The 21,245-nt window shown below is 36.2% G+C and carries 11 protein-coding genes; all 11 read left to right on the forward strand.

Annotated features, from left to right (window positions below; genetic code table 11):
* Positions 1-75: 75 nt before the first annotated feature.
* The 11 genes from PYW37_RS04960 to PYW37_RS05010 all read left to right on the forward strand — a co-directional run bounded on the left by PYW37_RS04960 (position 76) and on the right by PYW37_RS05010 (position 21,055).
* Positions 76-1,986 (forward strand): beta-glucoside-specific PTS transporter subunit IIABC, encoded by a 1,911-nt coding sequence (locus tag PYW37_RS04960; protein ID WP_044009692.1) that lies wholly within the window; start codon positions 76-78, stop codon positions 1,984-1,986.
* Positions 1,987-2,033: 47 nt separating this feature from the next.
* Positions 2,034-3,470: a glycoside hydrolase family 1 protein gene (locus tag PYW37_RS04965; protein WP_025016714.1), complete on the forward strand. Its 1,437-nt coding sequence runs from the start codon at positions 2,034-2,036 to the stop codon at positions 3,468-3,470.
* A gap of 608 nt (positions 3,471-4,078) precedes the next feature.
* Positions 4,079-9,187 carry a bacterial Ig-like domain-containing protein gene (locus tag PYW37_RS04970; RefSeq protein ID WP_197939427.1) on the forward strand — a complete coding sequence of 1,703 codons (5,109 nt, stop codon included), beginning with the start codon at positions 4,079-4,081 and terminating at the stop codon, positions 9,185-9,187.
* A gap of 301 nt (positions 9,188-9,488) precedes the next feature.
* The gene (locus tag PYW37_RS04975; RefSeq protein WP_023188800.1) at positions 9,489-10,436 is read left to right on the forward strand and encodes a glycosyltransferase family A protein; all 948 of its coding nucleotides are present in this window, start codon (positions 9,489-9,491) and stop codon (positions 10,434-10,436) included.
* Between the two features lie 146 nt (positions 10,437-10,582).
* Entirely contained in the window at positions 10,583-11,731 is a 1,149-nt protein-coding gene (locus PYW37_RS04980) for a hypothetical protein (protein ID WP_232238899.1), read from the forward strand.
* A 36-nt stretch (positions 11,732-11,767) separates the two neighbouring features.
* Complete coding sequence (locus tag PYW37_RS04985) at positions 11,768-13,855, forward strand: synaptonemal complex protein 1 (RefSeq protein ID WP_232238898.1); 2,088 nt, start codon at positions 11,768-11,770, stop codon at positions 13,853-13,855.
* Positions 13,856-13,894: 39 nt separating this feature from the next.
* Entirely contained in the window at positions 13,895-15,415 is a 1,521-nt protein-coding gene (locus PYW37_RS04990; RefSeq protein WP_025017131.1) for an accessory Sec system glycosyltransferase Asp1, read from the forward strand.
* 23 nt (positions 15,416-15,438) lie between these two features.
* A complete protein-coding gene (locus PYW37_RS04995; RefSeq protein WP_023188803.1) occupies positions 15,439-17,064 on the forward strand; it encodes a glycosyltransferase family 4 protein in 1,626 nt (541 codons plus the stop codon).
* Between the two features lie 215 nt (positions 17,065-17,279).
* Complete coding sequence (locus PYW37_RS05000; RefSeq protein ID WP_012898067.1) at positions 17,280-17,900, forward strand: GntR family transcriptional regulator; 621 nt, start codon at positions 17,280-17,282, stop codon at positions 17,898-17,900.
* 210 nt (positions 17,901-18,110) lie between these two features.
* Positions 18,111-19,337 (forward strand): quaternary amine ABC transporter ATP-binding protein, encoded by a 1,227-nt coding sequence (locus tag PYW37_RS05005; protein ID WP_017864676.1) that lies wholly within the window; start codon positions 18,111-18,113, stop codon positions 19,335-19,337.
* Complete coding sequence (locus PYW37_RS05010) at positions 19,334-21,055, forward strand: ABC transporter permease/substrate binding protein (protein ID WP_012898065.1); 1,722 nt, start codon at positions 19,334-19,336, stop codon at positions 21,053-21,055. The genes PYW37_RS05005 and PYW37_RS05010 overlap by 4 nt, the downstream gene beginning before the upstream one ends.
* The last annotated feature ends 190 nt before the right edge of the window (positions 21,056-21,245 follow it).

Here is a 21,245-nt window from a genome sequence, read left to right on the forward strand (position 1 = left end):
CAACTATGGTAACAATTGGATCGTGACATTAAGTTGGCGAAACCTCTAAAAAATATATTATTTTGGAGGTTTGTAATGGGCAAATATGAAGCTCTTGCAAAAGACATTGTAGCAAATGTAGGTGGCAAAGAAAATGTCATCTCAGTGATTAACTGTATTACACGGTTACGTTTTAAACTCAGAGATGAGAAAAAAGCAAATACCGATGTCCTGAAAAATATGGATGGTGTAGTTACAGTAATGCAATCTGGCGGCCAATACCAAGTCGTTATTGGGAATCATGTACCAGAAGTGCGTGCAGATGTAGATGCTGTCCTTGGGGTACTTGATACCTCACCAGCAGACTCTGCACAAAAAGGAAACCTTTTCGATCAATTTGTGGAATTGATCTCAGGAATTTTCCAACCAATATTAGCTCCATTAGCAGCAGCGGGTATGATTAAAGGGGTTAATGCAATTTTATCCTTTGCCTTGGGACAAAGTTTTCAAGCATCTGCAACCTATGCTGTTTTTAATGCAATGGGTGATGGTCTATTTCTCTTCCTACCAATTTTCATTGGATATACTTCAATGAAAAAATTTAATGGCTCACCATTTGTTGGAATGATGATTGCGGCAGCACTTGTTTACCCAGGTTTCGTAGACGGAACAGTTGCAAAAACATTTGCAGAAAGTGGTGGATTAAGCCTCTTTGGAATTCCTTTTTCAGTACCAACTGCTGGCTACGGGTCTTCTGTAATGCCAATTATTGCCATTACAGCATTTGCAGCATTTTTAGAACACCAGTTAAAGAAAATTATTCCTGATGTAGTAAAGCTTTTCTTGACACCATTCTTTACGGCAATCATCTCAATTCCTCTAGGCTTCCTAGTTATTGGACCAGTAATGAATCTTGCTTCAGATGCTTTAGGTAAAGGTTTACTAGCATTACAAGGATTTAATCCTATTATCTTTGGTTTAGTGCTAGGATTTGCTTGGCAAGTCTTAGTCATGTTTGGACTACATTGGGCAATTGTTCCATTTGCAATTATCGCATTAGCAAAAGGAGAACCAACCGCGCTTTTAATTGCCGCAAGTGTTGCAGCGTTTGCGCAAACTGGAGCTGTTGGAGCAGTGATGCTAAAAACAAAAGATAAACGACTTCGTGAATTAGCAATACCAGCCTTTATTTCTGGTTGGTTTGGTGTTACAGAACCAGCAATTTACGGAATTACCCTCCCTAAGAAACGTCCATTTTGGGTTTCATGTATCGTAAGTGGAATTTTATCAGCTGTTGCCATGGTCTTGGGAATTAAAGCCTATACAATGGGAGCTTTGGGAATCTTCAGTTTTACATCTAATATTACCCTTACAGGTGAAGTTTCAGGCGCGATTAAAATGATGATTGTATCAGCTGTAGCAGTTATAGCAGGCTTTGTAGTAACCTATCTTGTGGGATTTGAAGATGATGTTATTGAAAATCCAATCCCTGACAAAAAATTTAATAAACAAAAAACGAATAAAGAAATAATTGGAAGCCCTCTTGAAGGAAAAGTTATTCCACTATCACAAGTTAAAGATGCAGCCTTTTCTGCAGGTGTAATGGGCAAAGGAGCGGCGATTGAACCAACACTAGGTGAGGTTCGTGCTCCATTTGATGGAATGGTTATGATTTTGTTCCCAACTAAACATGCCATAGGTTTAATTTCAAATGAGGGAACTGAACTTCTCATTCATATCGGAATAGATACTGTCCAACTTGAAGGAAAATACTTTGAAACCTTTGTAAAACAAGGACAGAGTGTAAAAAAAGGTGACTTACTCCTCAAGTTTGATATTGAGCGTATTCAAAATGCGGGATACAGTACTCAAGTTCCAATCATTGTAACAAATACTCAGGATTATATGGACATTCTAGTTACAAATCAATCGACGATTCATCAAAATGAAGTGTTACTAACTGCAGTTAATGCACAAACAACTGAATTAGTGGCAAATCCAGTTTAAAATAGCATTGATGAAAAACTTTAAAAATTAGATAGGAAAATTATAAAATGACATTTAAAACAGACTTTTTATGGGGTGGAGCAACGGCAGCAAATCAATTAGAAGGTGCTTATGATATAGATGGTAAAGGGCTATCAGTAGCAGATGCAATGCCAGGAGGTAAAAAAAGATTGGCAATTCTTGCAAGTCCGGAATTTGATTGGACGATTGATACTGAACATTTTACTTATCCAAATCATGATGGAATTGATCATTATCATCATTTTAAAGAAGACATTGCATTATTTGCAGAAATGGGATTTAAAGCTTACCGTTTTTCGGTAGCTTGGTCAAGAATTTTTCCAATGGGAGATGAAACAACTCCAAATGAAAAAGGTTTGCTTTTTTATGATCAACTAATTGATGAGTGTTTGAAATATGGAATTGAACCAGTAGTTACAATTTCTCACTATGAAATGCCACTTAATTTAGCTAAAACATATGGAGGATGGAAAAATCGTGAACTAATCGAATTTTATGTCCGTTTTGCAAAAGTTTTGTTAGAACGTTATCAAGACAAAGTGAAATATTGGATGACTTTTAACGAAATCAATTCAGCAACATTCTTTTCAGGTTTAAGTCAAGGACTTGTTCCATCTAATGGTGGAGATGACAAAACTAATGTTTTCAAAGCTTGGCATAATCAATTTGTTGCAAGTGCTCAAGCTGTAAAATTTGGGCATGACTTGAATAAGAGTTTACAAATTGGTTGTATGAGTATTTATTCAACAACTTATTCGTTCGATGCAAACCCAGTAAATCAATTAGCAACACAAGAAAGCATTCAAGAGTTTAATTATTTCTGTAATGATGTACAAGTTCGAGGAGCCTATCCCGCATTTACGAATCGACTTCACCGTAAACACGGAGTAAATGCAGATGCACTTGAAATTTCCGAAGAAGATCTAAAGATAATAAAAGAAGGAACAGTTGATTATATAGGATTTAGTTATTATATGTCGACTGTAGAATCAAAAACAGGGGAAGGCGTTCAAGCTTCAGGAAATATGGTTCTTGGAGGAGTTAAAAACCCCTTCTTAAAAGAAAGCGAATGGGGTTGGGCAGTTGACCCTGACGGACTTCGTTATGCCCTTAATGATTTATACGGTCGCTATCAAGTTTCGCTCTTCATTGTCGAAAATGGCATAGGCGCAATTGATAAAGTAGAAGAAGACGGAACGATACAAGATGATTATCGTATTGATTATCTCAAAAAACACATTCAATCAATGAATGAAGCAGTTGAAGACGGCGTTGACCTAATGGGTTACACGCCTTGGGGATGTATTGATTTAGTTTCAGCATCTACAGGCGAAATGAGTAAGCGCTATGGATTCATCTACGTTGACTTAGATGACGAAGGAAAAGGAACAAAAAAACGTTCTAAGAAAAAATCATTTGATTGGTATAAAGAAGTAATAGCTTCAAATGCTACCAATTTGTAAAAAAATCCTCATCTTTTTGATGAGGATTTTTTCTATTTTGCATTTAAATATAAAAGAGCTATTTGAATAGTTCTTTTTTGTTTGACTTAAGTAACAAAATGATGATGTAACGTAAAAGTAATAAAGCGGATTGAGTGGGGTATAAAGAATACCCGCTACCATTAGGCCTTGTGGATAAGGCGATAAAAAGCAGGTGTATTCAAAGAAATACCATAGTAATTTATATTAAAGCAAAAACAAACAAGAGAAATGTATTGAAATAAAAGAAATAAAGTTGTGTAATTCAATCTAAGGAATTTTTTGTATTCCCTAAAAGGTCTTTATTATCATTTATAACCATAGAAGAGAAAAAGACCGAGTTATTGAAGCAAATAGTTGGATTTAGTTAAAAAAGAAAGGAAAGGATAAAGTGTGAGAATGAGAGCTATTACTATTAGAGGATTTCCAGCCTTTGGTAGAAGAAAAATAGAATACTTAATTCATAAACGAAAGTTCTGATAATTTATCCAGAATTTTTTTATAAATAAAATTGTCGAAATATTCGATAGTTATAATGAATAAGCTGTCATAAATTATTATTATTTTATTGTTAGGAGCGAAAAATAAAAATGAATAAAAAAAACCTAAAAATCCCTGAAAATGTCCATGTTCATGAAAATTTCAGAACATGGAAATCAGGAAAACAATGGCTTTACGCCTCGTCAGTTTTAGCCTTGATTGTAGCTGGAGGAGCGATTGCTGCACCAAGCGTAAAAGCTGACCAAGTTTTACCAGGCCAACAAACTGGAGCTGATAACACTGCAACAGGGGCTCTTGGCTCAAATGCAGGATCTTCTGGTGCAGGAAGCAATAATGTAAGCCTTGCTAACTCTGCTAACAACGTAAATTATAGCTCAGCTCAGTCTGCAGCACAATCTTCAGTTGTGGTCTCTAGTTCAGCTCAGTCTTCAGCTGTAGCTTCTAGTTCTAATCCTTTATCTGCGAATCCAAGTTCTTACACTGATGGTTCAGTAGTAAATTCCAACTCTTCTCAACTCAAAACAGATAGTGGTGTAGCTGAAAATTCTGTTGCAACAAACACAAACGGGTCTTATGCCGTTCAAGATTTGAATTCTTCTGGTGTTGCTGGTACTGCAACAGGCTCTAGTGCTCAAGCAAGTTTGGCAACACCTGGTTCATCTGATGCCATCTTGAAAACATCAGATACCAACTTGAACTCAAATGGAGCTGTAACAGCAGGTTCTGGTGCCTCATCATCAGTAAGCTTTGACATTAAAGATACTCAACAAGTTCCTGGTACATTAAATATTGTAAATGGTGCAACAGGTTCATATACTTGGACGGTTTCAGCACCATCAGATTTAACGAATGCAGGGCTTTCTGTTGCTAATGTAAACGTTGCTTATGATGCTTCAAAAGGTGATGGTGCGCTCAATGTCAATGGTAATGAAGCTTACTATCAAACAGCTGGTGGTGATTATGTCATTGGGACTGAAAATGTACCTGGCTATCCTACAGGTTCTAGTGCTGCATCTATGTTCACGCCAACAGAATCAGCTGCCTCGATTATGGCCTCAGCTTCTTCAGTAGCTGCTTCATACTCTGATGCTAATATAGCATTGGCTAGCCAGTATGCCGATGCTCAATCACTTTATAATTCTTATTACGCTGCCAATGGTTTTGATGGTACCGCAGCTTCTTACGCCAATAATTTAGTAGCAATTCAAGCATCAATTGCGAGCAACAATAATGCAATTGATGCTTTAGATATCGGTTCAACGCCTGGTTATCTGCGCTCAAGCGTTGCATCACAAGCAGTGGTTAATATCACTTATACGACAGACTCTAATGTTGCATCACAACTTAATACAGCCTTCACTGCAGCTTGGGGAACAGTTGTTGCTGGTCCAATTCCAGGAATTGCTCAGGGGATTTCTAATGTCATTCAAGGGATTGCCAATAACCTTGGAAATGCCTTGAACGGAAACATCGTGTCATCATTGATTACAACTATTGCAAACGGTGTTTTGCAAACTGTTACGGCGGTAACAAATGGTTTAATCCCTACTGATGTCATCCAAAACTTTATCACAAATACTGTAAACTCAGCTTTTGGTAGTACAAATATTTCATTAAATGGTTTGTTATCTGGCGGAACGTCAGTGATTACAAATGCTTTGAATTCAATCTTTGGTGCTCAACTTCCTATTATTAACCAATCAATTGGTCAATTGGTAGGAGTGAACGTTTCAGGAATTACACAAGGTATTCAAACTGGTATGGGACAAGTTTCTAGCTTGATTAACACACTCGCAACTGCTCTCAATGGCTATGCAGCAAATGTTCAAGCTTCACAAGACCAAATGACTGCTCTTGCTAAAGAAGTACCTGAAGTAATAAATGCTAATGGTACATTTAATGAATCTTTCCTCGCAAATGTAACCCAAAATGCAGATGGTACTTATACTGTTTCGGACACGGGTTCTCACAGCCCTTTGACTGCTTTGACCAATAAAGTGGCACTTGTTGTCAATGGCTATATTCAAGCCACTTCAGCAGGGTTGAAAACTATTGTAACGATTCCTCAAACCCTGATTGATGCGATTGCTGGATTGTCAAACTTTAACCCTGGACTTAACACGGGTTCATTCTTAGATGGTGTCTTCAATACTGTAATTAATGGAGTAGTTAACGGCGTAGGTTCTTTTGCTTCATCAGCTATGCAAGGCTTAAACTCTGTTACAGCTGGCGCTTCTGACCTTGTCAATAATACATCTAACTGGGTCACTCAATCAACATCTAATATTGTTTCACAAGTAGTAAATAGTATTGCAAACGCTTCGGCAACGGGGGTTGCAACGGTTACTGTAGGATTCACAGCAGCAGACCCATCTTCACAAATCGCAACAAATCTTGCAACGGCTAACCATTATTACCAAGGACAATCTGCTGCAACAACTCAACGTCAACTTGATAACGTTTTCGTTCCTGAAACATTTAAAGTGACACCAACTGCGCTTGCAGGTCAAACAAATACGACAACAGACTATACTTCAGTTGTTTACCAATACAACACAAATACAGTCAAAGGAAGCATTGTTCCAGTTGATTCAACAGGAAAAGCAATTGCTAATGCAAAAGCAACTGCCTATGAAAAATACAGCGATGAAACAGTTAACGCTCCAACAGCACCAGCAGGTTATGTTCTTAACGATGTAAATAACAAAGCAGTATCTGTTGCCGATGCAAACGGTGTGATTAACTTCGTTTATGATGCTATTCAACCAACATTGACAACAAAAGATTCTACGATTGACGAAGGTTCAACGTGGACTGCAGCAGATAACTTCACAGGTGGAACAAGTTCTACTGGAACTGTATTGACAATTAATGATGTGACTGTTACTGGTACTGTTGATACTTCAACACCAGGTGTACCTAGCGTAACATACACTTACACTGACCCAACAACGGGTGCAAGTGTTTCTAGCGTGGCTAATATTACTGTTAATGATTCAAGTAATACAACCAACCCAACCGATGGCACAGGTGGTGGAAATACAACTAACCCAACCGATGGGACAGGTGGCGGAAATACAACTAACCCAACCGATGGGACAGGTGGCGGAAATACAACTAACCCAACCGACGGGACAGGCGGTGGAAATACAACTAACCCAACCGACGGGACAGGTGGCGGAAATACAACTAACCCAACCGACGGGACAGGCGGTGGAAATACAACTAACCCGACCGACGGCACAGGTGGCGGAAATACAACTAACCCAACCGACGGCACAGGCGGTGGAAATACAACTAACCCAACCGACGGGACAGGTGGCGGAAATACAACTAACCCAACCGACGGGACAGGCGGTGGAAATACAACTAACCCGACCGACGGCACAGGTGGCGGAAATACAACCAACCCAACCGACGGGACAGGTGGCGGAAATACAACTAACCCAACCGACGGCACAGGCGGTGGAAATACAACTAACCCAACCGATGGCACAGGTGGCGGAAATACAACCAACCCAACCGACGGGACAGGCGGTGGAAATACAACTAACCCAACCGACGGGACAGGCGGTGGAAATACAACTAACCCGACCGACGGCACAGGTGGCGGAAATACAACCAACCCAACCGATGGCACAGGTGGTGGAAATACAACTAACCCAACCGACGGCACAGGCGGTGGAAATACAACCAACCCAAGCGATAGCAACACCATTGTGCTTCCAGGACAAGATGGTAAGTTAGGAACAGCAGATGATGTTACTGTAACTGGAGATCAACCATTGTCACCAGGTTCAGACGGAAGTGTTACACTTCCAAGTGATGGTGGAAAAGTTGACCGTCCTGATGGCTCATACAATGTCCCTGGAGGAACAGTAGTAGACCCAGATGGAACCATTCATCTCCCAGGAGGTACTGTTATCAACCCTGGAGGTTCTGTTACTGTTCCAGGACCAGATGGTAAAACAGGAACAGATGATGATACAACTCTCAACCCTAATAGTCCAGTTGTCCCAGGAGACAACGGAAGTGTTACATTACCTGGAGGAGGAACAGCTTCAACACCAAATGGTAATATAACCCTTCCTGGAGGAACGGTAGTAGACCCAGACGGAACCATCCATCTCCCAGGCGGCGATATCGTTAATCCAGATGGTACCGTTACATTACCAGGTCAAGACGGTAAAACTGGCACAGGTGACGACGGTAAAATCAAACCAAACGGCCCAATTATTCCAGGAGATAATGGAAGTGTCACCCTCCCAGGCGGAGGTACAGTTACAACACCAGGAGGAACAATTAATGTTCCAGGTGGAAGTGTTGTAGACCCAGATGGCACAGTTCATCTCCCAGGTGGCGATATCGTTAATCCAGATGGTACGATTGCATTACCAGGACAAGATGGTAAGACAGGTACAGGCGATGACGGTAAGGTTAAACCAAATGGTCCATCTATTTCAAATCCAGATGGAAGTATTACTCTCCCAGGTGGAGGTACAGTTACAACACCAGGAGGAACGATTAATGTTCCAGGCGGAAGTGTCGTAGATCCTGACGGTACAGTTCATCTCCCAGGCGGTGGCGTCGTTAACCCAGATGGCACGATTACATTACCAGGCCAAGACGGTAAAACTGGTACAGGCGATGATGTTCATGTGAATCCAAGTGGTCCATCTGTTTCAAACCCAGACGGAAGTATTACACTTCCAGGTGGAGGTAGCGTTACAACCCCAGGAGGCACAATAAAAGTTCCAGGAGGAACAGTCGTAGATCCAGATGGTACAATTCATCTCCCAGGTGGTGGCGTAGTAGATCCAGGAGGTAACATTAAACTTCCAGGTCAAGATGGTAAGCCAGGTACAGGGGATGATGTTAATATCAAACCAAATGGTCCATCTGTTTCAAACCCAGACGGAAGTATTACACTTCCAGGTGGAGGTACAGTTACAAACCCTGGTGGGACTTATAATGTTCCAGGAGGAACAGTAGTAGACCCAGATGGTACAATTCATCTTCCAAATGGCGAAGTAATTAATCCAGATGGTACGGTTTCAGGCAAGAATTCAAATACACCGACGCCAAATAATTCTGGAAGTACATCTGGATCAACAGCCAAACCACTTTCAAGTAATAGTGGCTTTAGTACACTTAATTCAAATAATACAACATTACCTAAACAGGTGATGACAGTATGAATAGTGCTGAAGCAATTGCACTTGGAATCAGTGCATTACTTGGAGTTATGACTCTTACTGAAGTGAAACGCCGCAAAGAAAATTAATTAGTATTAAATTCATTTAGATAAATTTTGAAAATAGCTTCTCTTGCAAAAGTTTTATATTGCAAGAGAAACTATTTATGTTTTTTGAAGTTTAGATGATTTAGCCACTGTTTTAACAATTGCCAATAAACTTAAAAAGACTAGTTTTATGAAAATGAAGAAATAAGAATCTGAATATCATACTAATCAATGATTTACGGGAAGAAACAAAAGATATGAAGAAAGTAAGTATTATTATCCCTTTTAAAGGACAGACAGAAGCTGAGTTAATGTTGCCACTTTCGTCCATTTATAATCAAATTGGAGTTGATCTTTCTCAACTAGATATTCATCTTGTTAATGATGGTGGGAAGACTATTGACCTTAGTAAGTTTGATGTTTTGGCAGATAGGTTAGAAATTCATTACCACGAAATTCCCAATGGTGGTCCTGGTGTAGCTAGACAATACGGTATTGATAACAGTATAAGTGAATATATTATGTTCATAGATGCTGATGATGTTCTTTATTATGTAGGAGCATTATGGCCCTTTTATAACGCTTCAAATCAAGGGCATCAAATGATTAGAGCGAGTTATTGGGAACAAATTGCGGGAAATCCTTACACCTACACAGTTCATGGAAATGGCGACCGCAAGGCAGCATATGGGAAGTGGTACAAACGAAGTTATATAGAAATGTTAGGCTTACGATTTATGCCTGATTTACCAATCTATGAAGACACTTATTTTGTTGGTTTGGCTTGTGAATTAGCAACAGATACTTGTTTCCTTGAAGAAAAAGTTTATATGTGGTTAGCAAATCCTAATTCTATTACTAGGACTGTTGAAAATAAGTTTAATTATCAAGCACATATTTATGCTCGCGAAAATAGATATTGGTTTGAAATGATTCGCAAATGGAAGCCAGAGTGTTTAGTAACGGATTTTGAAAATTATTTGACAAATATGTATTTAAAATCTCAAAAATATCCACCGATCGATGAAAAAGCATGGTGGGAAGAGCAACATAAACTAATTACTAGCGTTTCTGATATTTTTTCGGGCTGGACACAAGAATTACAAAAACAAGTAGAAGATAAAAGTGCCAATCCTCAAAACGAATGGCATGGAATTGAAACTGATGGTTTTAAAGAATGGGCTACTCAAAGTCTCCCTTGGTAACAATAAAGGATGTCTAAAAGATTCAATAATCTTTTGAAACGATTCCTTTTCTAAATTTTAGGCAGATAGGTAATCAATCTATCTGTCTAATGCTATTATTTTTTATTATTATTTTATAACTTTATTTATTAGAGAGGTTAGGTTCGTTGATGAAGAAACAAGGTAGACAACTTAATATTTTGAATGGTTTGTTCTTGAAAAATACGAAAGAGCAAGAAGAGAAAGTACTATCAGCGGAAATTCAGAAAAGTCAAGTTGATTTGAAAGACAAGAAAGAAACATTACCAGTAAGACAAAGGGAAGTGGAGGTTATGTTAGGAAGAAATTCATATTCTTCAGGATTAAGAACATATAAGCAGTTACTTGAAAAATATCTTCAACATTCCGAAAAATATTCTGTTGATTTAGGAGAATATAAAAAAGCTTATCTTAAATTAAACAGTAATTTGAAAGATTTTAATCTACTTTCTCAAAAAATTGCCGATAAAAAACAAAATTATAACTCGGAAATGATTAAGTACGAGGAAGTTAAGAAAAAGTACGAGCAAAGTCTGAAAGAATATCAAGAAATTACTAAAGAGTATGAAAATGTTATTAACGATAGAAAAGCTGCCCAAAAGAAGTTTGAAGAAAACTCTTTAGCTCTGAAAAATATTAATGATGAAGTTCAAAACCTGATTGATAAAAAATCAGTAAAGAATGATGCTTTTATAGAAATAAAAGAAAAATTAGCGGTAGAACAAGAGGAATTTAAAGCTGCTGAAAGTCAATTAAATGGAATTGTCTCTGTCTATGAACTTCTTAAGAAAGATTATCAAGAAAAGAAAGCAACATTTGAAGAATCTCGAAAAAAATATCATCATGCGAACACCATAAAAAATGATTGGGAGATGTTGATTAAAGATTTTGAAAAAACAAAATCAAACAAAGAAAAATTCGAGCAAAATCTTCAGGCTATAGATGACAAGGTAAAAGCTACAGAGGAAGAAGCCAATATCTCAAATGAAATTTATAATTTTGTTGAACCTTCTTTAGTAGCTATGACAGAAAAATACAAAGAACACAAAAAAGTATATGAAGCAGCAGCTATAGCCTATAATATTTCCAAAAAGGGTTATGATGCAGAATATGCAAAGTTTAGTGAACTTAAAGAAAATCTTCAGGAAATAAATAGTCTGAAGAATCCAAGTCAGACTGTCATTGGATATATCACTCGGGATATGGAGGCTGCCAAAAATAGAGTTGATAATTTGGCGAAAGACTTTTATCCGCTGGAGGAAAAGTTTAATCTATAAAAAAATATTTTTGAGCAAATCAGCACGAGCTATGTTTTGGTAAAAAATCTTGTAGATGAAAAAAAGGGTAAATCCAAAGTTTCTAATGAAACATTAACTGAAACATTGAACGCTCAGAAAAAAATTACAATGGTTTTAGAGGTTTTAAAATCAAAATATGGTCTTTTTAATCATCAGCGTGGGCAATCAGAAGAAGCATTTAAGGTTATTTCTCAACAATATGAAGAGCTAGAAAAAGAATTTCAAAAAGAGCAATCTTCTTTTAGTAAGATAAAAGAGGATTACACAGCTTTTGAAACTCGGTATAATTCAACTAAGGAATCTTACGATATTGCCAAAGAAAAACTTGCTCAAAGTGAGGAAAATCTAGAGATTGTAAAAAAAGCCTATTCTGATATAGCAGGTCTTCTCAGGGTTGCTACGGTCAATAAAGAATCTATTTTAGAGGAGTATAAAAATTCTGAAAAAGAATTTAATAGATTGACAGATACAAAAGAAGGCTTTGAATTTGAAGTGCAAAATAATTTTACTGCTTTAGATGAAACTTACCAAAAGGGAGAGCAACTTTGTTTGTATTTAACAGAACAGGCAAAAACTTGGCATGATGACTATCCTCAATATAGTCATTCCTACAAGACAATACTACCTGAATATACAAAGATGAATAGTCAGCTAGAAAAGCTTAGTCAACAATATGAAGTTGTTTTCAATGATTATCAAAATTTGAATAAATCTAGTGAAATTGTTCAAACGCAATATCAACAAGAGATGCAAAGATACAATGCTGACCAAGAATTATATAATCAGGTAAGCCAAGAATTTAATCATTGTCTAGATTTAAGGAATGTTGTACTCAAAAAAGATAATGAATTTGAGACTGCATTGAACAATTTGAATCAATTTATCTTCAAGAATAATACTTTAACTTTTCCAATTGGTGAGGCGACAGGTTCTAATTTTATAGATGAATTTAATATTCCAGAAATTGAAGTCAGTGAATCATCTGCCAAATTAACAAATAAATTTGAACTCTCACAATGGACAGAAACCTATCAAAATCTGTATGCATTAGTTGATTCAATTTCTAAAGAGCTCAAACAAGCATTAACAGAATATCAAAATCAACTTTCAATCTTTATTAAGGTTGGTGGTAAACGGGTGATTGATTTAGGAAATAGTGATATCGCCTATCGCGGAACAAATATTGAAAGTTACTTAGAAAGACTAGCAATTAATTTCAAAGAATGGCAATCAGAGTATGTCAAAAGAGAACAGGTTTTTTCTCTATTAGTTAAAAATTATCGTCAATATTTAGAGGAATCAGTTAAGCTAAATGAAAACATTGCAAGAATGTCGGAATCTAAAAATGGTTTGCAAGAGATTATTAATGCAATTAATTCACTCCCTAATTATATGGACATATATAGTACTTCCTATCGAAATGTTGAATTGTTAGCTAGTGCTCTTGGTGCTGAGGTTTCTGATTTAACGCATTTGCGAAATATTGACGAATTAAAAGAGATTATTAATAAAGTTTATTTTGAACACGTTTTAGCTCTGATTGATGAAAACTTAGAAAATACAATCAATCATTTCTCAGAAATTCGTTCTAGTTATGACCAAAGCATTATTAACCTGAGAAAACAGTTGGATGAAATGGAAAAAATAACGGGGATTCCAACAAGAAAAGTTATGATTGAAAGTTCTCTACCTAATGACCTTGATTTGAAGAGCTATTTTACAGGAGCTTTAAATGAAAATGTAAAACAACTGTTTTCTACAATCATTAGTAGTTCATCTTTTATTAATAGCGTGAAAAAGGTTAATCAATTTAAACGTGTTCAAAATCTTTTATCGGTAAATGAAGGAGGAAATGCAATTATTCTTCCTGAAGTTCCAATTGCTTTTGATAAAAAAGAACTTGAGTTTTCACTTGTTATAGCCACTATAAAAAATATTGATGCACCAGTCAAGGTTGAGAAGTTAGAATCAGCTTATGTAAAACCAGAAAAACCAGAAAATCTTGCTGATAAGCCTAGCTATGTTGAAGATATCGTAGAAGTAGAAAAAATTGAAAAACAACATCAAAAGATAGATACAGAACCGTTAAAAGCTCTTGCTTAATATTTGTTTTAACAATTACCTAAGAGAAGGACACTGATAATGAATTATTTTGTAAATGAGAATATTTTTACTCTAAATTCGGGGACAGAATTTTCGGCGATTAAACGTTTGAAAATGTTTAAGAACCATCAAGTTGAGGCAAAAATTCTAACGAGAAACTATAACTCTCAATTATCCGGAGATTTGAAAAGAGTGGGACTAATTCATGATGATGTCATAAATATGTATGATTATTTTCAAGAAGTTATGAATGTTCCTGAAAAAGATGTTGATTTACGCTATACAGAAAAGATTGATAAAAGAAAATATCATATTGAAGGAATTGACGCGAATGAATCACTGATTAAACATGCGGGACAAACGATTGCGAAAGTCCTCATTGCACCAGCTACTGTTGGATTAGTAGGTGCAATAGAATATAATGATTCAATGAATCATGTGGTAGCCAAAGATATCTGGGATCGCAGAGGATTTCTTTCTTCCACACAATATTTTCATCCAGATGGGACACAAGGAGCGCAAATGTTTTTTGATATTAATGGAACTCCTAAATTGGAGATTACACATATGAATATCCAAGGAGTTCTAAATCCAACGATGTACAAATTATTGAATTATAAAGGGAAGAATAGACGTTTTAATCGCGAAGAAGAACTTTTTACATTTTTTATGAGCGAATTGGCGAGTCAAGAACCAAGCGTTTTTATAAATGATCGTCCATCGCTCATTCCCGCTGTTGCAACTGTAAGTGGAGCAGTAGGAAAATGGCAACTTTTACATAATTCTCATTCTAAAAACAATCAACAAGCGGGAGCCTCTCGATCAGTTGCGGATTATCTTCAAGATTTTTTCTCTCTTTATAAGGACAATTTTGATGGGTTGATTGTTGCTACCAAACAGCAAAAAGATGAAATTAGTAAATATTATGATTTTAAACATATCGTCACATTAACCGATACATATTCTAAAAAAGTTAAAAAATCCATTTCACGAGATAAAAACAAAATTATTTATATTGGACGTTTATCATTGGAAAAGAAACCAGCTGATGTTCTAGGAATTTTTGCCAAAGTTCATGAAAAATTTCCGGAAACTAGCCTTGATTTCTATGGATATTCATCACCTTTAGAGGTTCAAAAAGATTTAGAAAAACTTGTAGAAGCTAATAATTTAAAAAAAGTCGTTAATTTTAAAGGCTATCATTCTGGAGAAGTGATTGAAGCAGCTTTAGATAAAGCGGGACTTTTACTTAATACATCAGAGGGAGAAGCTTTTGGGATGAACGTTTTAGAAGCATTAAATCATGGTGTACCAGTTGTGGCTTATAAAGTTAAATATGGGTTGAATGAACAAATAGAAGATGGGGGAAATGGTTATCTTGTTCCTTACGGTGCGATTCAAACCGCTGCTGATTCTGTTATAGAAATTATACGTTCGAAAGCAAATTGGGACAAATTTTCTCGTTCTGCTTATGCGAAAGCTAAAGAATACAGTGAGGAAGCTGTTTGGTCGCAATGGCTCAATGAAAAAATCATTGTCGATAGTTTATTCATAAAGTAATCAAATAAAAGGAATGGTGAATCATGTTATTTTTTATTAACTCAACATTTAATCAAAAAAATTCAGGGATAGAGCATGCGCAACTGAAACGTGCATCTTTATTTCGGGAGCATAAAGAAGCTTTTAAGCTAGTATTTCGTGAATGGAATCCTAGTATTCATCGTTTTTTAGCTGAAGCAGGTGTTTCTGAATCAGAAACTCTCTGTATGTTTGATTATTTTCAAAAAACAGAACATGTTGAGGAGAAGATACTTCATGTCGAAGATTTGGATTTTGGAGTCGAGTCTTTGACTTACAATAAGGAACCAGAACAATCTAGATATCTTGTTTTTCAGGGACAACAGCTTATTGCGCGTGTCCGATATTTTGGAGAAGACCCACTTGAACGAGTAAGTGCTGTCGAATATTTTGATGGATTTGGAAATCTTTATCGAGTTGATTTTTATGATTTTCGTGGTTTTTTAAGTTTATGTCAGTGGTACACACCTGATAATAAGATTGGTACGGAGGTTTGGCTGGATATTAATGGTAAACCAGTACTAGAAACATTTAATAAATATGATGGAAATAAGAAATATGACAAAACTGGTTGGCGGTTGCTTAGTTCTGAAGGCGCAATCTATAATTTTGCTAACATTGATGAGTTAACGCTTCATTTTCTTGATTTATTAAATGAGGAATACTGGCAAGGTGATAAAGCAAATATTTTCATTATGGACAGAACTCATTTGGCAGATTGGGCACTATTGAATTTAGAAAGACCTGCCTATACGGTACTTCATTTGCATAATTCACATGCTGGAAATGCCCAAGAGCCCATGCATTCGGTCATGAATAACTTTTATGAGTTTGGATTGATGAATTCAAATGGTTACGATGCTATTGTTTCAGCAACAGAAAAACAAACACTTGATGTTTCAAAACGATTTAATCCTCAAAGCAAATTATTTACTATTCCTGTTGGAGTTGTTCCAAATGAAGTTTTTTCAGAAAAGCGAATTGATATGAAGGAGCGTAGAGTGCATAGCGTTTTAGTTACTGCACGTGTTGCACCTGAAAAAAGAATTGATCATATTATTAGGGCGATAGGGATTGCAAGACAAACTGTTCCAGATATTACACTAGATTTTTATGGTTATGTTGATCATCGAGATGATGATTCTGCACAAAAGGCCATTAATGCTGCAATAAAAGAATATCATATGGAAGAAGCAGTGCATCAATTCGAGTATGCTAATAATGTTGGGGAGCTGCAAAAAGATTTCCAAGTCTATGCCTTAGCTTCAATCATGGAAGGGTTTAATTTATCTCTCATGGAGGCAATAAGCCATGGGATGGTTGGTGTCACTTATGATGTAAACTATGGCCCAAATGAGTTGATAGTGGATGGAGAAAATGGTTTTGTTGTACCTTATGAGGGAATTCAAGAAATGGCTGACCGTTTAGTTGAACTGTTTACTCAGGAAGATAAACTACAAAAAATGTCTACTCAGTCTTATGAATTAGCTAGACGCTATTCTGAAGAAAATGTCTGGAAAGCTTGGCAGGCCCTTATTGACGATGCAAACAAAAAGAATATTGACTATCGTTCTCCAATTACAGAGGGAATAGGAGATCAAAGGATATATTCTGCAAAAAAATCTAAGTAGAAAAAGAAAAGTTATAACAATTGTTGTTATAGCTTCTTTTTGTTAAAAATTTCAGCAAAAAAAGGATTATTAAAAATATATTTGGCTTAGGAGTTTGAGAAAACTTACTAAATGGTATAGATTGAAAAATAAATGATAAAGCGCTATAATATGAAAGAATTTCATTTTGTTCAGGTAATAATAGATTTTTAATGACTTGTGATGAGGAGAATTAGATGCGCATAGCGAGACAACCAAGATATCAGCAGATTGCATTACAAATTGCTGAAAGAATTGTACGTAATGAACTTAAAGTTGGACAAAAAATATACGCTCGTTCAACTCTTGCAACAACTTTTGCTGTCTCACCCGAAACGGCACGTAAAGCAATCAATGTTCTAAGTGACTTGGGAATAGTTGACCCTGTTCATGGGAGCGGAGTGAATATTGCTTCAAAGCAAAAGGCACAGGAATATCTGGCACAATATCAAGAAGTGGAAACAATGCAAGATTTACGGACACAAATCATGCAGAGTGTGGAGAGTCAGAGAAGAGAATTAGCTAATTTTTCATCCATCTTGGATAAATTGGTTGACCAAACTGAGCATTTTCAAAAAACAAATCCTTTAACTCCTATTGAATTTGAACTGGAAAAAGACTCTGAAAAGTTCGGACTGAGCCTAGGAGAAATGAATCTTTGGCAAAATACAGGGGCGACAGTTGTTGCCATTTTGCAAAATGCAGAATTAATTGTTTCGCCAGGACCATACGCAACATTAAATCAAGGAGATACCTTATATTTTGTGGGTGCCTCTGATACAGGACAAATTGTCCAAAATTTCTTTTATGGCAACTAAGACATCGTTTACAAAACGATGCCTTTTTTTAAGTTCAAGTTTAGTTAGTTGACATAGTGACTACATATTGTTATTATTGAGTGGTCACTTTAAATAAGAAAATCACTTGTGAAACTTAAAACTTCTAATTATTAATTAACTTATTTATTTAGAATTTATATTTCTAAAAAAGTTTTAAGCTTCCTTGTGTTAGAGTAAAGGAGAGCTATTTTGCCAGTAAAAATAAAAATTGAACATTTAACTAAAATTTTTGGCAAACGGATTAAAACCGCATTATCAATGGTTGAAAAAGGTGAGCCCAAAAATGAAATTTTGAAAAAAACCGGTGCAACTGTAGGGGTTTATGATACAAATTTTGAAATCAATGAGGGTGAAATTTTTGTCATCATGGGTCTATCTGGTTCAGGTAAATCAACTTTGTTGCGTTTGCTTAACCGATTGATTGAACCAACGAGCGGAAAAATATTTATTGACAACCAAGATGTTGCTACATTAAATAAAGAAGATTTGCTTCAAGTTCGTCGTAAAACAATGAGTATGGTTTTCCAAAATTTTGGTCTATTTCCACATCGAACAATTTTAGAAAATACTGAGTATGGTTTGGAAGTTCAAAATGTACCAAAGGAAGAACGTCGCAAACGCGCGGAGAAGGCCTTAGATAATGCAAACTTGTTAGACTTTAAAGATCAGTATCCTAAACAATTATCTGGTGGGATGCAACAACGGGTTGGGCTTGCGCGTGCCTTAGCTAATGACCCAGAGATTTTGCTCATGGATGAAGCTTTCTCTGCTCTTGACCCTTTGATTCGTCGCGAAATGCAAGATGAGCTACTTGAACTTCAAGCAAAATTTCAAAAAACAATTATCTTTGTTTCTCATGATTTGAACGAAGCCCTTCGTATTGGTGACCGCATCGCAATCATGAAAGATGGTAAAATCATGCAAATTGGTACTGGTGAGGAAATCTTGACCAATCCAGCAAATGATTATGTTAAAACTTTCGTAGAAGATGTAGATCGTGCAAAAGTTATTACAGCAGAGAATATTATGATTCCAGCTTTAACTACTAACATTGATGTTGATGGACCTAGCGTTGCCTTGAAGAAGATGAAGACTGAAGAGGTCAGCTCTCTAATGGCTGTTGACAAAAAGCGTCAATTCCGTGGTGTTGTTACGAGTGAACAAGCTATTGCTGCTAGAAAAAATAATCAACCATTAAAAGATGTGATGACTACAGATGTCGGAACAGTTTCTAAAGAAATGCTTGTAAGAGATATCTTGCCAATTATCTATGATGCCCCAACGCCTTTAGCAGTTGTTGATGATAATGGATTCCTTAAAGGTGTATTGATTCGAGGAAGTGTTTTAGAGGCCTTAGCTGATATTCCTGATGAGGACGAAGTAGAGGAGATTGAAAAAGAGGAGGAGAATAAATGATTGATTTAGCTATTGGACAAGTACCCATAGCAAACTGGGTGTCATCGGCAACAGATTGGATTACTAGTACTTTTAGTTCAGGATTTGATGTGATTCAAAAATCCGGAACAGTATTGATGAATGGAATTACGGGAGCTTTAACTGCTGTTCCATTCTGGTTGATGATTGCTGTTGTTACTATCCTTGCCATTTTGGTTTCAGGTAAAAAAATTGCCTTTCCTTTATTCACTTTCATCGGTCTTTCTTTAATTGCTAACCAGGGCTTATGGTCAGATTTGATGAGTACAATCACACTTGTCTTACTTTCAAGTTTATTGTCAATCATCATTGGAGTTCCTTTAGGGATTTGGATGGCCAAATCTGATTTAGTGGCTAAGATCGTTCAACCGATTTTGGACTTTATGCAAACAATGCCTGGTTTCGTTTATTTGATTCCAGCGGTTGCATTCTTTGGAATTGGAGTTGTTCCTGGGGTATTTGCCTCTGTTATCTTTGCACTTCCACCAACAGTCAGAATGACTAACTTGGGAATTCGTCAAGTTTCAACAGAATTAGTTGAAGCGGCAGATTCATTTGGTTCAACTGCCCGTCAAAAGCTCTTTAAATTGGAATTTCCTTTGGCTAAAGGAACGATTATGGCCGGTGTTAACCAAACGATTATGTTAGCTCTTTCTATGGTTGTTATCGCTTCTATGATTGGGGCACCTGGCTTAGGTCGTGGTGTACTTGCAGCCGTTCAATCAGCTGATATTGGTAAAGGGTTTGTAAGTGGGATTTCATTAGTTATTTTGGCTATTATTATTGACCGCTTTACACAAAAACTTAATGTTTCTCCTCTTGAAAAACAGGGAAATCCTACAGTTAAAAAATGGAAACGTGGAATTGCCTTAGTTTCATTGTTAGCTTTAATTGTTGGTGCCTTTTCAGGAATGTCTTTTGGAAAAACAGCCTCTGATAAAAAAGTTGATTTAGTTTATATGAACTGGGATTCAGAAGTTGCATCAATCAATGTTTTGACTCAAGCGATGAAAGAACATGGCTTTGATGTAAAAACGACAGCTTTAGATAATGCAGTGGCTTGGCAAACGGTAGCGAATGGTCAAGCAGATGGAATGGTTTCTGCTTGGTTACCAAATACTCATAAAACACAATGGCAAAAATATGGTAAATCTGTTGATTTGTTAGGTCCTAACCTTAAAGGGGCTAAAGTTGGGTTTGTTGTTCCAAGTTATATGAATGTTAATTCAATTGAAGATTTAACAAATCAAGCGAATAAGACAATCACAGGTATTGAACCAGGTGCAGGTGTAATGGCTGCGAGTGAAAAAACGCTTAATAGCTATGATAATCTTAAAGATTGGAAACTTGTTCCTTCATCATCAGGTGCAATGACTGTAGCTCTTGGTGAAGCAATCAAACAACATAAAGATATTGTCATTACTGGTTGGTCACCTCATTGGATGTTTAACAAATATGATTTGAAATATTTGGCTGATCCAAAAGGAACAATGGGAACTTCGGAAAATATTAATACCATTGTTCGTAAAGGTTTGAAGAAAGAAAATCCAGAAGCTTATAAAGTTTTAGATAAATTTAATTGGACAACTAAGGATATGGAAGCTGTCATGCTTGATATTCAAAATGGTAAAACACCAGAAGAAGCTGCCAAAAATTGGATTAAAGATCATCAAAAAGAAGTTGATAAATGGTTTAAATAATCAACGAAGATTTAGATTTAATGAAAACTTTCTAGCATTATAGTTAGAAGGTTTTTTATTATTTCATTCTAAGTTTATTATTTTTAGATTTATAACATTTATGTTAAAATGATTTTGTAGAGTCGAATGAGGAAATTTTACTAAAGTTTTATTATTTGGCTGTTTATCTATAAAACTAGGAGGAGAGACA

The organism is Lactococcus lactis, assembly GCF_029023865.1.
GTDB lineage: Bacteria > Bacillota > Bacilli > Lactobacillales > Streptococcaceae > Lactococcus > Lactococcus lactis.

What these genes read in the sequence shown, in the direction of transcription:
- PYW37_RS05000 (WP_012898067.1), top strand. Translation starts at nt 17,280, where the DNA reads ATGCGCATAGCGAGACAACCAAGATATCAGCAGATTGCATTACAAATT.
- PYW37_RS04990 (WP_025017131.1), top strand. Translation starts at nt 13,895, where the DNA reads ATGAATTATTTTGTAAATGAGAATATTTTTACTCTAAATTCGGGGACA.
- PYW37_RS05010 (WP_012898065.1), top strand. Translation starts at nt 19,334, where the DNA reads ATGATTGATTTAGCTATTGGACAAGTACCCATAGCAAACTGGGTGTCA.
- PYW37_RS04995 (WP_023188803.1), top strand. Translation starts at nt 15,439, where the DNA reads ATGTTATTTTTTATTAACTCAACATTTAATCAAAAAAATTCAGGGATA.
- PYW37_RS04965 (WP_025016714.1), top strand. Translation starts at nt 2,034, where the DNA reads ATGACATTTAAAACAGACTTTTTATGGGGTGGAGCAACGGCAGCAAAT.
- PYW37_RS04960 (WP_044009692.1), top strand. Translation starts at nt 76, where the DNA reads ATGGGCAAATATGAAGCTCTTGCAAAAGACATTGTAGCAAATGTAGGT.
- PYW37_RS04970 (WP_197939427.1), top strand. Translation starts at nt 4,079, where the DNA reads ATGAATAAAAAAAACCTAAAAATCCCTGAAAATGTCCATGTTCATGAA.
- PYW37_RS04975 (WP_023188800.1), top strand. Translation starts at nt 9,489, where the DNA reads ATGAAGAAAGTAAGTATTATTATCCCTTTTAAAGGACAGACAGAAGCT.